At 41.8% G+C, this 15,300-nt stretch carries 14 protein-coding genes and 1 pseudogene; 10 read left to right on the plus strand and 5 right to left on the minus strand.

Annotated features, from left to right (window positions below; all coding sequences use genetic code 11):
* Positions 1–135 precede the first annotated feature (135 nt).
* Entirely contained in the window at positions 136–2,466 is a 2,331-nt protein-coding gene (locus tag NT010_08450; protein MCX5806081.1) for a VIT domain-containing protein, read from the minus strand.
* Positions 2,467–2,504: 38 nt separating this feature from the next.
* Positions 2,505–2,747 (minus strand): hypothetical protein, encoded by a 243-nt coding sequence (locus NT010_08455; GenBank protein ID MCX5806082.1) that lies wholly within the window; start codon positions 2,745–2,747, stop codon positions 2,505–2,507.
* A 535-nt stretch (positions 2,748–3,282) separates the two neighbouring features.
* On the opposite strand from NT010_08455, the gene ybaK reads away from it, so the two are divergent.
* The 7 genes from ybaK to NT010_08490 all read left to right on the plus strand — a co-directional run bounded on the left by ybaK (position 3,283) and on the right by NT010_08490 (position 8,740).
* A complete protein-coding gene (gene ybaK, locus NT010_08460) occupies positions 3,283–3,765 on the plus strand; it encodes a Cys-tRNA(Pro) deacylase (protein MCX5806083.1) in 483 nt (160 codons plus the stop codon).
* A 220-nt stretch (positions 3,766–3,985) separates the two neighbouring features.
* Entirely contained in the window at positions 3,986–4,684 is a 699-nt protein-coding gene (locus NT010_08465; protein ID MCX5806084.1) for a tetratricopeptide repeat protein, read from the plus strand.
* Positions 4,685–5,180: 496 nt separating this feature from the next.
* A complete protein-coding gene (locus NT010_08470; GenBank protein MCX5806085.1) occupies positions 5,181–5,438 on the plus strand; it encodes a hypothetical protein in 258 nt (85 codons plus the stop codon).
* Positions 5,431–5,703 carry a plasmid stabilization protein gene (locus NT010_08475; protein MCX5806086.1) on the plus strand — a complete coding sequence of 91 codons (273 nt, stop codon included), beginning with the start codon at positions 5,431–5,433 and terminating at the stop codon, positions 5,701–5,703. Before NT010_08470 ends, NT010_08475 begins: the two co-directional genes overlap by 8 nt.
* Before the next feature lie 3 nt (positions 5,704–5,706).
* The gene (locus NT010_08480) at positions 5,707–6,045 is read left to right on the plus strand and encodes a hypothetical protein (GenBank protein MCX5806087.1); all 339 of its coding nucleotides are present in this window, start codon (positions 5,707–5,709) and stop codon (positions 6,043–6,045) included.
* A 537-nt stretch (positions 6,046–6,582) separates the two neighbouring features.
* On the plus strand, positions 6,583–7,242 hold the full coding sequence (locus NT010_08485; GenBank protein MCX5806088.1) for a hypothetical protein: 660 nt from the start codon (positions 6,583–6,585) through the stop codon (positions 7,240–7,242).
* A 664-nt stretch (positions 7,243–7,906) separates the two neighbouring features.
* Complete coding sequence (locus tag NT010_08490) at positions 7,907–8,740, plus strand: hypothetical protein (GenBank protein ID MCX5806089.1); 834 nt, start codon at positions 7,907–7,909, stop codon at positions 8,738–8,740.
* Positions 8,741–9,120: 380 nt separating this feature from the next.
* Here NT010_08490 and NT010_08495 read toward each other — a convergent pair whose 3' ends face one another.
* From NT010_08495 to NT010_08505, 3 genes and pseudogenes are all read right to left on the minus strand, one after another.
* On the minus strand, positions 9,121–10,239 hold the full coding sequence (locus NT010_08495; GenBank protein ID MCX5806090.1) for a DUF2275 domain-containing protein: 1,119 nt from the start codon (positions 10,237–10,239) through the stop codon (positions 9,121–9,123).
* Positions 10,236–10,856, minus strand: coding sequence for a sigma-70 family RNA polymerase sigma factor (locus NT010_08500; GenBank protein MCX5806091.1), 621 nt, complete (start codon positions 10,854–10,856; stop codon positions 10,236–10,238). Before NT010_08500 ends, NT010_08495 begins: the two co-directional genes overlap by 4 nt.
* Positions 10,857–10,989: 133 nt before the next feature.
* Positions 10,990–12,716, minus strand: a pseudogene (locus NT010_08505) (formate--tetrahydrofolate ligase).
* Between the two features lie 371 nt (positions 12,717–13,087).
* Between NT010_08505 and NT010_08510 the strand changes: the two are divergent.
* The 3 genes from NT010_08510 (at position 13,088) to NT010_08520 (ending at position 15,153) form a co-directional block, all read left to right on the plus strand.
* Entirely contained in the window at positions 13,088–13,291 is a 204-nt protein-coding gene (locus tag NT010_08510; protein MCX5806092.1) for a cation transporter, read from the plus strand.
* Between the two features lie 165 nt (positions 13,292–13,456).
* Positions 13,457–14,701: a UDP-3-O-acyl-N-acetylglucosamine deacetylase gene (gene lpxC, locus NT010_08515; GenBank protein ID MCX5806093.1), complete on the plus strand. Its 1,245-nt coding sequence runs from the start codon at positions 13,457–13,459 to the stop codon at positions 14,699–14,701.
* A gap of 17 nt (positions 14,702–14,718) precedes the next feature.
* Positions 14,719–15,153 carry a VOC family protein gene (locus NT010_08520; protein ID MCX5806094.1) on the plus strand — a complete coding sequence of 145 codons (435 nt, stop codon included), beginning with the start codon at positions 14,719–14,721 and terminating at the stop codon, positions 15,151–15,153.
* The last annotated feature ends 147 nt before the right edge of the window (positions 15,154–15,300 follow it).

Below are 15,300 nucleotides of genomic sequence, written 5' to 3' on the forward strand. Positions count from 1 at the left end.
CAAACTTCCCGATTTTTATTATATTTAAGTTAAGCGGAACGTCCCCTTAAGAGATAATCTGGCATTGGGATTATCCCCTCCAATCTCCTTGCATATCAAGAGATCGGAGGGGATTTGAAGCTTTATTTTAAGCGGTTACGGAGTAAACATAATAGTGATCTTTGCTTTTGCCTCATTGCCATCTGTGGTTACCGGGAGCTTCCACTTTTTTATTGCTTCGATAATACACTGATCGCCGTTTTTATTTTTCGAAGCACCTGAGATGATCTTAACATCTTTTATTGTTCCATCCATATTGATAGTCAGGGTCATAACAAATTTCCCTTTGAGGCCATTTTCCGTGCAGCACTTTTCGAAATCATTAAGATGTGTTTGTACCACGGCAAGGATTGCCTCTTTTGAAATTTCTCCGGACACGGCAACATCTTTTACACTGATCTTAGGTTCTTCTGCATCCTGTTTTTTGCTCTTTACCGTATCATAGAGCGCTTCCCCTTTCATAGGTGCCTGCGCTGCGAGCATAGGCGCACGCATAGCCATGCCGGCCATTGTACCGCCAACTGCATAGTTCGAAACTCCTTGAGGGAGCGGAAGGGGCTGCTTAACAGTAGTTGGTTTGCCGTCCTGATTGCGTATTTCCGTGTCAACGGCAACAAAGGACGTGTAAGCGGTGAGGAGGTTATACGTTAATCCAAGGTCTGTTACCTCTTTGATACGTTTATCATCGGCACGGAGCATATTGTAATCAGAGAGTAAGGATATACGATAGCGCGCCCAGAGGTACTGTAGAGCAGCGTTTGTCTTAGCCGGTTTTACGTTGCCAACATCAATTTTATCCGTGTATTTACCGCTTCCGGGAATGCCGCTCAAAGTAATTGTGCCCTGGGGTGTCCCGCGCCACTTACCGAAAACAATGACAGGACGTTCTGCAAGCACATCAGGAATGCTGGGGGGTTCAACATCATAGGCAGCAAAACCGTTGAATTTCACCTTTACTTTTGTGAGTATCGGCGACTGGATCATTGCACGGAAATGTTCAGCCCTTTCAGGAGCTTCGCCTGGTTTTGTAATAACGAAAGATTCCCCCATGCCGACATGCGCCATACCTTCAATTATATGGCGGTTTACACTTGTGCCTATGCCGAAGGCAAACATATTTGCATCATTAAGGTTGTTTCTGATAAGGTCAAAGGCCTCTTCCTCTACAGCTACATAACCGTCTGTTGCAATGATAATGGTACGGGCATAATTTTCAGTTTTTTTAAGGGAAAGGGCGCGCTTTAAAGCCGGTAAAAGCTCTGTGCCGCCACCGCCTTGCTGCCGATCGATGACATTAATCGCTTTCCTGATATTTTCAGAGGTGGCGAGCAGCGACTCTTCGGACATAAGCGTTGAACCGCCGGAAAATAGAAGGACGTTAAATTTGTCTGTAGCACGAAGATTTTCGATAAGGTTCTGTAAAAGTTTCTTTGAGATTTCCAGAGGGAAACCATGCATCGAGCCCGATACATCGACAATAAAGATATATTCGCGGCCTGGAATTTCTGTGTTTGTTATGTGCTTTGGAGGCTGCATCATAAGCAGAAAAAAGTTTTCCTTTTCTCCTTTAAACAAAAGGAGTCCGGATTGAATCTTGTCGCCGTCAAGTCTGTAGCTGAGGATATAATCACGGTTGCCGCCTGACTTTTCAGATTTATCGAGTATGACCCTGGCAGCAGCCGGACCGCTATAATCTGCAATTACCTTGTGTGAGGGAGAGACAAGCTCTTTAATGGCCATGCCTGTCGCAATATTAACTGTAATGTCGAAGGTGTATGGAGGCGCTTCTCCCTCGTGAAGGTAAGGGTTTTGCAGCCATTTCTCGGATGGAGAGGCTGTTTCAGCATTTTTATTCGAATAACGAGGGCCTGCGACTGTGGGATAGACAAACTGGTATACCCGGTTTTCAGGCACAAGCAGCTCGGTATATTTGAGTTCTACTTTTATTTCATCACCGGGCATGATGTTTGCTACGTTCATCTGAAAAACGTTCGGCCTTTGCTGCTCCAGAAGGGAAGCACTCCGCCCTTCTTGTTTTGCTTTTTCATAGTCCTGGCGGGCTTCCTCCCGCTTTTTTATCTTTGCTTCTATGACCCTCTTTCCGATTGTCATCTTCATTCCATACACGGCTGCCCGGGTGGAGGCAGGGAATATATAGATAGCTTCAAGAGGTTTTTTGCCTTCGTTTTTGTAGACCTGTGTAACCTGTACATCAGAGATAACGCCGGAGATGTTGACCATAGCAGATGTGGACTTCAGGGGCAGCTGGTCTACGGCCGGATCATCACTTTTCACAAAGAAATAGGGGGACAGGGTCTTGTCGTCGCCCTCTGACGGATGGGATACCGGTGCCTTCGCAAAGGCATTTCCGAATATAAGAGGAAATACCGCAGTAAATAGTATCAAGAACCGTGTAATAACTTTCATATGTAACCTCCTTGTGTCGTTTGTTTTTGCATTCTGTTTCATGAGCAGTATTTGTTGTACGTCTTTTTCTCTTGGTCGGTCAGCGGCATGATTGCAATGTCCATCTGCGGCGATCTGCTGCGCCTTGCGATCCTCCGACGTACGTTCAGTACGCCTACGGCCTGCAAGGCTTGCATCTCATCCACATCTGAAACATTGCTGCCATGCCGCTGCCCACTCAATCCGGATTCACATATACGCTTATGTGAATCCGGAATAAAGAAGGGGGTGAGTTTCTTCATTTTCATTTCTATTTTCTACCTCCCCCTAATTTTGTCTTTTAGAGGCATGTATATATTCATTCTGTGAAACAATTTTCAATTCAACTTTTGACAATATCTCGTTTGTTTTTTGCATTCTGTTTCATGAGACAAAGCAAGGGCTAAAAAAGTTCCAAAATAAATTAGTCTGGATATGTCATTGGCAACAGTGTTGAGCTGTACTAAAAAAAACCGTCGAGAGGCGAGGAAGCTCGGCCTTCTGCATAAGCAGAAGTTTCGAAGCCGAACGCGAGCGAATGAAGCCGCTGGAGCGTAATGAGAGTGTTTGAGTAGGACAGCCCAACATTGTTGCTAATCCTGATAGAAAATATGGGATTAGGATATCTTCAAAGGTTTATGCAGGCAAAGTTAATCAATTATTGTAATACTTCAAAAAATACATTAATTTTATTTCTGAAGTTTCATAATTCCCCAACTATGGATTCACAGGAAGGAGCATAATGGCGCTGAATATCAATGACCGGCCGCGTCAGTTTATTAAAGGAAGAACTACCTGATGAATAAAGATAAAAACCCTGTAACTACCGCAATAAGAGTACTCAGGGATAACGGGGTTGCTTTCACGGAACATACATACAAATATGTTGATCGGGGAGGGACTGCGGAAAGCTCAAAGCAGCTTGGCCTCAATGAGCAATCTTTAGTGAAAACGCTTATTATGGAGGATGAACTCAAAAAACCCCTTATCGTGCTTATGCATGGAGACAGGGAGGTTTCGACAAAAGAGCTGGCAAGAATCATCGGCGTGAAACGGATAATACCCTGCACACCCGATACTGCGCAGAAGCATTCCGGCTATATGGTGGGCGGTACCTCGCCCTTCGGGGTCAGGAAACTAATGCCTGTATATATTGAGGAGACTATTATGGATCTTCCGAAAATCTATATCAATGGAGGCAAACGCGGTTATCTTGTAGGCATCGACCCGAAGGATCTGATGCGCGTACTGAGTCCAATCCTTGTGAAAGTCGCCATCTGATTAGACAATATTCTAATTGACAATCAAAAAAAAGACAGATATTGATCTGCCGGTAGATTTTATCAGGTTTTTATCCTTGAAATACGACAGGCTTTTGATTAGCTGTTCTTAATATCACAAATCTGCCAATGCTTAAGTCAATTAAAACATATGCGATAACTTCTATAACCATGTATGGAGCAAAGTTGTAGACTTTATATCTGCAATATTGAGGAAGAAGATGAAGAAGATTATATGTGTTTTGGTTGTGTTTTTTATAGGTATATCAAATTATCTTTTTGCTGATAACAATACTCCCTTAAGAACAGGGCAGAATGATACATTACCTTTAATGGATCGAATAAGGGAATTAAAACCGGAGAGAAAAGAGCTTACCGCAAAATCAGAAAATAACTTTCAAGAAATTGAATCAAATACAAAGTCTCCAGGCAGGAATGGAAAGAAGTATGTCCAAAATCCGGTAAAAGCACTTACTGTAAAAGCTGCAACTCTTTTCAAAGAAGGTCTGGGTTTATACAATACAAAACGCTATCAAGAGGCTATCGGGGTATACTCCGAAAGTCTTAAATTAACTCCAAAAGATGCAAGCATATTTTTTAATAGGGGCCTGACTTACCAACACATTGCTCAATATGATGAGGCCATTTCCGATTACAACCATGTAATAGAATTAACCCCGTGGAGTGCGGATGTATATTACAATCGCGGGATAGCCTATCATCAACTCGGCGAACTTGACTCGGCAATAAAAGATTACAGCAAGGCTATCGAATTAGACCCGAACGATGCCAACGCATATTGGAATCGCGGCATAGCCTTGTCCGATAAAGGCGAATATGGGCGGGCTGCATCGGATTATTGCAAAGTAATAGATATGAAACCCACTTTAACCGCATTTGAACAAATGAGCAAAAAATGACCGGGATTTCACTGAAAAAAAACTTATAATTCAAGAACTGGCTTAAATGTTTTAAGTCATTTACTTACCTTACCAAATCATTTTCCGAGTCTATAATAATAAAAGCGATAATTCATAATTTGGAGAAGATTATGTGTCGTGTGATAAGCGTGTTGGTAAGATATGGATGAAGCCCGAAAACCTGGTAAAATAAATCGTTAACACTGTGTTAACGATTTCTTAAATCTCTATAAAGTCAACAAGAACGCTGCTTCGCACGATATCACTTTTAAAACTGGTTCCTACAAAACAAGTATATAGTCTTTTTACTTGGATCGTGAATTATGGGAAGAGACGTTGGTTTTATAAACAGCATCACGGGTGCAAAAAACAAGACCTGGCCCCCAGTCTTTCCCTAAATTATATATCTTTACAATAAGCACTGTTAAGAGTATCATTAATAGTGCGAATATGATATTAAAGTCTAATTATTATTTAATAGTTACAGGAGGTTGCAATGGGAACAGTTATTACTGCCAATGAGCTTAAGACAAAGGGTGTTATAGCATTAGACAAAGCTACAGGCTCCGGCGAGGAAGCAATTATATCTGTGAGAGGCAAGAATCGCTTTGTGGTTTTACCCATCGAACAATATAACCATTTAAGAGAATGCGAGTTGGAGGCGGCTCTGCGTGAAGCGAAGGATGATCTTGCAAAAGGCAAGTTTAAAAAAGAAACTGTTGAGAAACATATCAAGAGAATGACTCGTGGCTGAAATCCTATACACAGATAGTTATAACAAAAGTGCGAAGAAATTTCTCAAGAAACATCCGGAACTTCTCAGTCAGTATGAAAAAACACTTAAATTGCTGGAAATCAATCCTTTGCATCCATCGTTGAGGCTGCACAAACTTCAGGGAAGATTATCTGACCTGCATTCGGTATCTATCAACATATCATACAGAATCTCAATCTTCTTTATTGTTGAGGATAATAAAATTATACCCATCGATATTGGAACTCATGAAGAAGTCTACTGAAAGGTGAATTTAAGTTCGGTCAGGCTCTATGTTGTGGACATTGAAGTTGAATTCGCCACAGAAAATCTCCAACGAAAAGACTTAAATCCCATAGATCAGGCCAAAGGCATACTTGCCTTTTTTCAGGCAAAACATTTCGATAAAAAGTACAGTTTGGATGGGGTGATGAGTATACTGGTAGATATCCAACTTAGACCTGAAAAGCTATCGAGCGAGATTACATTCACTGTGAATGTAATCTCCGAAATCTCCGGAAAGTCTTATCCTACCTTGTTCCGCACGATATCCCTATTAAAACTGGTTTCTAAAATTCAGGACGTAATTGTCTCTCCGCTGTCGTGATTAAACCTACCGGTGGAAAACTTCCTGTTTCACAGGGATATCTCTTTGCCGCTAACCTTGGAAGTCCTGACTTTTTGGTGAATTCAACTTCAAAGTGCACCACCTAGAGCCTGCCGATAGACTTAATGAGGTGTCTGGTAGTTGAGACACTTCCTGGGTCTATTATTCAGTTTTTTGCTACAAGTGCAACTTCTTTTTCCGAGATCCTGCGAAAATCTGTTCATTGAAAGGAAAGGATTATTAATAGAAATGTGTCTGTTGTATTATTATAGGTATGGTTTTTTATAACACCTACGAAGCAAGTATATGTGCTTTTGACCTATATCGTGAATTACGCTTAAAAAGCAGGTATGCTCATGGGTTCTGAGAATCGTCAGAAGTAAAAATCTAAAGTGTGCAACGCATCCTTCTATAATATTACAATAATTGTTGTATTTGACCTACACAAGTTGTAGTAAATATCCTACATACAAATAAATTATGATTAGTTATATTTTGTTAAACAGTTATAATATTTATGTCATATGGAGGAAAAGGATGAAAATTATTTTCTGTAAATCCAGATTTATTCTATTTGTTTTGGTTGCCCTCTGTGCGACAGTCAGCGTAGGACACGCAATAACAATTAACTCTGCATATCGATCGGTTGTGGCAGGTGTAGGCTATTCAAACAGCAATAGCATCGGTCTTTTTGATCAAACTGTTAGCGACATGCAAAGCTATCCGGTTCCAATGTTTGACGAAGGTGGAACATATATAGGAGATTATACGGTTTTCATGGGCGCCAATGCATCCCAAACCAGCACTATTTCCTTGGAGAACAGTGGAAAACTTCTTAATGTGACAGGCTTTGGCTCCACTTCTTCATGGAGTTCCGATCCAAATTATATGTTTCCAATAGGTGGTTCTTCTTCTCTTTATCTGGAATTTACCCCTCTGAACCCCGCAACATTCAGTCTAAGTGATAGTGGGTGCTCTAATTGTCTTGCAACCTTAAATAATTCGTTTTTTGATAGTAATACTGGTACACTAATCCCAAATCATACCTATTCATTAAATTTGGAATTTTATGGATATTCTGACGGTGAAATCAGCTTTCAAGTCACGGAAACACCGGTTCCCCTTCCTCCTGCGGTATGGCTTCTTGGCTCTGGCCTCCTTAGTTTCATAGGACTCAAGAGGAAATATCTGGAATAGACCTTATATTTATCAAAGAATCTTCGAAGGCAGGGTCAATTTGACACTGCCTTTTTTGTTCCTCATCTCTCAAATGTTGCCATTTGTAATCTGTTATCGTGCGTACAAAGATGTTTATGTTTGTTCAGGGAAGGGGCTTGTACCTCAGGAAAAATCCACGCAGTGTGCATTTCGGAAAAAAAGTAGTGCTTCTGGCGAAAACCACGCAGGGAGGACCAAATAGCGCAGAGCCTTGACTTTTACAGCGGAAATAACGCAGACGAATCTAATGCAAGAAACAAGACCTGGCCCCTGTTTTTCCCAATAAAAAACAGCATACTATAATGCTCATTGAACCATCCGGGTTATACTTTCCCTGTCTGCTTGTGCACTTGGCAAGGTTGGCTGTTCATCACAGGTGAATTGTGACTACACTTATGTAATCATCAGGACACGACAATTTGCATAATATCCTACAGACTTTGTCATAAATATCCTACAGACAAAAAGAAAAAAATGTTATACAAAGTTATTAAAATAAAAAGGTAGGCCACGTACAAGTGCAGAATGGAAAATCAAAGGTTATTTCATTAAGAGACTTTGGCTGACCGGTGCAACATAATCTATTTTGCATTATTTATTTTAGGCAACAACACAAATTATATTAAATTAAGGGGGTACCATCATGAAACACCGTAGCGTAATGATTTTTTTAGCATTTACATCAATATGCACAATGATTTTTTTTGCATCTAACTCTTTTGCCGCCTTGCTTATCGATGATTTTAGTAACACAGCCACTACCGCACTATCGTGGAAACAAAAGAACTTTGACTCAAATCAAACAGTTGCCCAAATCAATGACCAGGTGGAAATAACGATAGGAGGGAGTTCGAGCGGGCCCGATTTTAGTGCGGGCCTGAGAAGCAAGTTCGAATTGAAGGGTGATTTCGACATCAGGATCAAATTCCAGTTACTTGACTGGCCTGCCGCCAACGGAGTTAGAGCTGGTATACAGTACGGCAGTAAGGACTTTCCTGGTAATGGCCAGGTTGTCCGGCAGAGTGTCGGGGCAGGTGAGCCGCCAAACCCAAAGGAAAATTTCGTTACCAATTTTCAGGAAGTAGGCTCCATGGATGTAACCTTTATCCCGCAAGGAGCGACGATAGGTGGATTAAGGCTTCAAAGAGAGGGTTCGGTCATGACAGGATACTATAGTATATCTTACGGCACCTGGAATTTGATTGATTCCCATGATTATTCTGCGACGGGAGCCTTGGGAGAATGGGTAGGCATAGGTCTCGCTGCATGGAGCCATACGACTTTAATTGGTTCAGAAGGAGAAATCATTTCCCCTGTTTTTTCCGGTCAAGACGTAAAAGTTGCTTTTGATAACTTAAACATCACTTATGACACAATGCGAGACATGCACCATCCTGTTCCCGTTCCCCCTTCACTTCTTCTCCTTGCTCCCGGACTTGCCGGACTTATAGCTGCCAGAAGAAGATTTAAAAAGTAACCCGTCGTTCGATCATTTGAGGCAGGGTCAGAAATGACTCTGCCTTTTTTATTTATCATTCAAGTAAGGAATAATTACCAATTGCAATCTTGCACTCTGTTCATAAATCCATTTTATTTAGTTCAGGAAGTTGTTTGTGCCTCAGGCAGAAACCGCGAAGCATGACTTTCGGAAAGAAAGCAGTGCTTCAAGCAAAAACCGCACAGCGTGACATACAGGAAGCTACGCATTAACTGGATGAACAAGAACTATCTTGTTGAACAGCGCGAACTGGTGATTCTTTGCCGGCCGCCGGAGTGTAATGAGTGTTTTTGTCAAGGACAGCCCGACATCGGTGCTTATCTTAATGGAAAATATGAGTTTATTTATATGAAACCCTGTCAAGGTTTTTTGGAAATATTGACAATCTCTATCCTGACTGTAACCTCTTGTTCAGGGATATTATATATCAAAACATTTTCTTTCACTTCCCCGATAGTTTTAAGTTTCTCATAAAGTTCTTTCAGCTTTTGAGCTGGAAAAACTGCTGTTAGGATTTCAATGTTTTCTTGTGATATCTGCTTGATATCTGCTGCGCCAAAACTTTTAAGCATATCTTTGATTTCACTGCCAACAGAAATAACTTTATCAGCTTTAACTGTCATAATAATGGTTTGCTGTTTTCCTACAGCAGATGCTTTTAATTGCATTTCATTGGAGGCTGGGTTACGTCCGAGCTGGTATTTTCCCCCTGAATCAGTAGCAGCAATATCCCCTTTTTTCTTATGTGCAGGCTCAGGGACCCCGGCTGATAATGGGGCAGACTGAAGGGCTTTGCTTTTCAATCCTGTTTCCCGTTCTTTGACAGATCCGGCAGGGACAGACTGGAGCGGAGCAGACAATCCAGGTACTGGCAGCTTCGGCGCAGGCTGGACTTCCCTGGGGATTATAATATCCGCGGTTTCTTTCATTGGCTGGGAAGATACAACCTTATTTTTTTCGTAATGTTCTCTAAGGGCTGCTTTCTCTTTGGAAACCGGGGTAGATAATATTACAGTCTTCCTGTTTTGTTTATCCGGATAATCAGTGGTCTGTGTCTGTTCGGATGGCGTCTGTGTCTGTCCGGATGGTGCCTGTGTCTGTCCGGATGGTGCCTGAAGGGACCGTATTTCCGGTCCTGTTGCCTTAAAAACATAGATTGCCATTACTACTACCAGACAAGTGGCAAATACCTCCATTGGAATCTTGATATGGAGGGGGAAGAAAAGCTTCCGGAATATCCCGGTTCTCTTTTCAGCCTCTTCCCTGACATGTGCCATAATCTTATGCTTAAGCCAGGGCGGAGGTTCTATTTCTTCAAGGTTTCGAACGAGTTCTGTTGTCTTTTTAATATTTTCAAGTGCTTTACTGCACTGTTTACACATTGCAAGATGTTCCTCAATGAGTTCTTGTTCCTGAGGAGCGACATCTCCGTCCAGATAAGCTGAAAGTCTTTTTTCTATGTCCGCACATCTATTCATAGATCACCAAGCACCTTTTTCAGGCAGTTTCTGAGAGCATCCCTTGCCCTGAAAAGCCGTGATTTAATTGTACCATCAGGCAATTTAAGGATATTACTTATTTCTTCATAAGAAAAACCCTGCATATCCCTCAAAATTACAACTTCTCTGGATGTTTCATCAAGCAGGCTGATACATTTCTGCACTTGCACCTGAACCTCCTTCTGCATAAGTTGTTCAACTACGGGTATTTCAGAGGATTGTGGCTCTATATTATAACTGCCGCTGTCGGTTTCGAAAGTATCATTGATGGATATCCCTTCATGATGGGAGCGGTTTTTCACTTGTTTCAGGCGATTTTTTGCATGATTTATCAGAATTCCGGTAAGCCAGGTAGAAAATCGTGCTTCTCCTCTAAATCTCTTTATTGACTTGAATGCTGACAAAAATGCCTCCTGTACAACATCGCAGGCATCCTCATAATCATCTGTCATTCTGTAGGCAATGTTTAACATCTTTTTCTGATGCCTCTCAACCAGCACCTCAAAGGCGTCAACATCCCCGTCCCTGCATAATAATACAAATTCAAGATCCTCATCCATCCTGTCTTTTATATCAACTTCCGCTTTATTAGACATATTATCCTTCAAAAATGTTCCATTACTATAATACAAAAATAAACGCCCTGCTGCAAACAAACAACAAGGCGTTAAAAACCAGAAGAGGTAACACTCCTTCGCAGTAAACTTCGGGCAATCTACACGCTTAAAATTAAAATAACCCCGTTACCTGTCCTGTCTCGGTGTCTACATCAATTCTCCTGAATGAAGGGTCTGAACCTGTGCCGGGCATCAGGCTTATTGCCCCTGTTACCGGACAGAGAAACCTTGCCCCTGTAAATACAAGGATGTCTCTCACCGGCAGTCTCCAGCCCTTCGGGACTCCTTTCAACTCCGGGTCATGGGATAGACTGAGATGTGTTTTTACCATCATAGTAAAATAATCTTTCTTTTCCGGATCAGCTTCCAGTTTTGCCAGTTTTGCCTCTGCATCCGGTATCCATAAAACCGTGCCTGCGCCGTAGATTTTCTTTGCGATTAAATCTACTCTTTCCTTTAAAGACATATCAAGAGGATAAAGAAACTGAAAATCCGTTTTTTCCTCACAGGCCTCGATAACCGCGTCTGCAAGTTCCAGTGCCCCGTCGCCGCCCTTTAACCAGTGCTCGGACACCGCTACACGGGCGCCTTCAGCCTCGGCATAGCGCTTTACAAGTGCAACTTCTTCTTTTGTGTCGCTGTTATAGCTGTTGATGCACACAACAGGCTTTATACCGGACAATTTCACTATGTTGATATGGTGAAGCAGGTTCGGGATGCCCTTTTCCAGTAATTCAAGGTTCTCCATCCTGTATTCATCGGCCAGACGAAGCCCCGGAGCCACCCTTGGACCGCCGCCGTGCATCTTTAACGCTCTTATTGTGGTTGTAATGACCGAAACATTCGGCTCCAACCCGCTGATCCTGCACTTGACATTCCAGAATTTTTCAAACCCGATTTCAGCGGCAAAACCACTCTCAGTTACATGGTAATAGAGGATTGCCCGATTGCAATATTTGCAAACGGTCCCGCATGTACCAGTACCGGCTGCCCCTCTATCGTCTGGATAAGTGTAGGGTTAATACTTTCCCTCATGAAGGCGCACATGGCGCCTGCAACCTCCAGATCCTCAGTGGTTACAGGGTTCCCTTTTACGTCGTATGCCACTGTAATTCTGCCGATCATTTCCCGTAAATCTTTAAGGTCCTTTGCAATCGAAAGGATTGCCATTACTTCCGAACTTACCGCAATATCAAAACGGGATTGCATTGTAAAGCCGTTCATTCTTCCGCCAAGACCTATAACAATATTCCTTAAGCTCTGAGCACAAAAATCTATTACCCACCCCATCTGCACGTTGCTCGGATCTATATTGAGGCGCCGCAGATTCCTCCTTGCAAGTTCCTCATCGTTATAGTTTCTTTCATGCTGCATCCGTGACGTAAGGGCGACCATGGCAAGGTTATGGGCATTGATAATATTATTAATGTCTCCGGTTAATCCGAGAGACAATTCCGTCAACGGGATCGCCTGGGCATTTCCGCCGCCTGCCGCGCTTCCTTTTACGTTCATTGTGGGTCCGCCTGAAGACTGCCGGATGGCCCCTCCCACGCTTTTCCCTCTTTTTCCCAGACCCTCAATCAATCCAAGAGAGGTTGTTGTTTTTCCTTCCCCGAGGGGGGTCGGGGTAACAGCAGTTACCTCAATATATTTACCGTTAGGCCTGTCCTTGAGTCTATTTATGATTTTTGCAAAATCAAGCCTTCCTATTTTACCGTAGGGGAGTACTTCATTCTGTTCAAGGGATAATTCGTCTTTGAGCTGCCAGATGGATTTCATCTTTTCCGTTGCTGCTTCAGAAATTTGCCAGTCTGCCATTTTTGTTGGATCGTAAGGCATTGATACCTCCCTCAAATCATTTTGTTAATAATATTATACTAAATTGTAACTTATATATATATTATAATAAAATAATAAATATTTCCAGATTATTTTTTACGAGCTTGTATTGCCGTGCAATTCTAAGGACTTAAATAATATACCACAAGAAAAAAAGCTCTTTCATGACAAGCCTGTGATCCATTTTTTGCAAAACCTTGCTGCGGCCATAGCTCTTGCAGTAAGCTGCGTGGAATTTATTGTCAAAGACCAAACCGGAATATGACGATCAGTCAAGAATGAAAATTATTAACAATGCTACCCTTGCTTGTAATATGGCCGATTGATGCCTATAATAGTTATACGTCTTTGATAAAAAAGGAGGATTTACTATGTCGGAAACAACTATTAATATTGATGGTATGAGCTGCCAGCATTGTGTGATGAGTGTTAAAAAGGCAATAGGAGCGCTTAAAGGGGTTGAACAGTCGGACGTGGCTGTGGGAAACGCTGTTGTTAAGTATGATGATTCCCAGGTAAAAAAGGAAGAAATTGAAGCCGCTATAGAGAAGGTTGGATTTAAAGTGAAAAAATGATTTAAGTGAACGTAAAAGACAATCCGTAAGTTTTATAAAAGTTAATCAGCACAAATTGATCAGTATACCTTCAGGCTAATCCTGCGGGTTAATTCTTACAGTTTTTAATAAGTTGCAAACGGTTATCGGTTGTAAATTAATGTTGTTTCAAGTACAATATCATCCATGAAAAAAGTGCTTATTATCGATGACGAAAAGGCTATTCTGGATAGTCTTTCATCCATTCTTGAAGATGAGGGCTTCCAGGTCTTTAAGACAGCAGATGTCAATGAGGGTCTTACTATATTCGATCAGGAAAAACCCGGGGTAGTTATTCTTGATGTGTGGATGCCGGAGATGGATGGTTTGCAGGTGCTGAAAAAGATCAAAAAAAAGGATCAGGATGCCATTGTAATTGTCATTTCAGGACACGGAACGATCTCTACAGCCGTAGAGGCTGTGAAAATAGGTGCTTATGATTTTCTTGAAAAACCTCTGTCCATAGATAAGGTGCTTGAAGTAATCTCGCGGGGGCTTGCAGGTGAGGCCGGTACTATGGACAAAGCGGCAGATTTCAAGATCGGGGTTGCAAAAGGAGTTGATATATATAAACAGAAGACCATAGGCAAGAGCATTGTTGCTTATGGCGTAGGACTTCATTCAGGCGTAAAAACAGGCATGATACTTATGCCTATGCCGGTAGACACAGGTATTATGTTCGAGCATATACCGGATGGAGAGCGCATACCTGCTTATATTGATTATGTATTTTCTGTAGGTTATGCATCGTCTGTCAAAGGCAAAAATTGCATTGTGAGAACCATTGAACATCTCCTTGCAACATTGCATATGTACGGCATTACCAACCTCCTCGTAAAGGTAAGTGAGGAGATACCTATTTTTGACGGTTCTTCTATCGAGATATGTGAAAAAATCAAAGAAGCAGGAGTTATCGAACAGGAAGAGGGCGTTGAACCACTGCGAATACAGGAGACTATCAGTCTTTCAATGCTGCCTGACGGGAAGTTCCTGTCCATTGAACCTTCGGACATATTTGAGATTGACTACACCCTTGAACACCCGAAGCCCATAGGTACCCAGAGATATCATTTTATTTGCAACAAAGAATCTTTTTTCAGCGAGATAGCGCCTGCACGGACCTTTGGTTTTCTTAAGGATTTTGAAAAACTTCAAAATATGGGTCTTGGTTCGGGCGGGAGGATAAGTAATTTTATCATACTGAACGATCAAGGTGTTATTAATACAAAACTCAGGTTTGAAGATGAGTTTGTAAGGCACAAAATTCTTGACCTGATTGGAGATCTGTATCTTCTAAACCGGCCTATTATAGGCAAGGTTACGGCAAGACAGACAGGGCACCTCGAGAATATTGCACTGGTCAAAGAATTGAAAAAAAGACTTAAAGACTGACAATAAAGAGATTAACTGTGATTAAACTCGACCATATCGGATTTGTTGTCGACGATATAGCCATTTATGTAGAGCTTTTCCGTGCATTAGGGCTTACAGAAGCAACGGACCCAGTAGAGCACCCAAGTCAGAGGACGTCGGCATCATTCATAAATGTAGGTAAAGAGGATGATGTTTACATAGAAGTGCTTGAGCCAACGCATGAAATATCGCCTGTAACCAATTTTCTCAAAAAAAGTGGAGGAGGTCTACACCATCTCTGTTTTGAAGTGGATGACATCGGGAAGATATCAAAAGATCTGGTTGAAAAAGGTTTTAAAATGGTCAACCCTCCGGAGGACTGTGCAGCCTACGATAAAAACCTCAAAAGGGAGTGTAAAGGTGTTTCACGTATCGCATTTTTTATTCTGGGAGACGTACTGCTTGTTGAGTTGATAGAAAAAGGTGTATGATACCTCATTCCAATTCTAAATCAAACACACATGCCGACTTGTCGGCACAAAAAGGAATGAAAATGTCGCCAGATGCCTCCTTTTTATAGTAAGAATATCCATGTAGTCATTCCAATAAGGAGGGGTCACATGGATATAATCGTTGAA

It is taken from the genome of Pseudomonadota bacterium, from assembly GCA_026388275.1.
In the GTDB taxonomy this organism is placed as follows: Bacteria; Desulfobacterota; Syntrophorhabdia; order Syntrophorhabdales; family Syntrophorhabdaceae; genus JAPLKB01.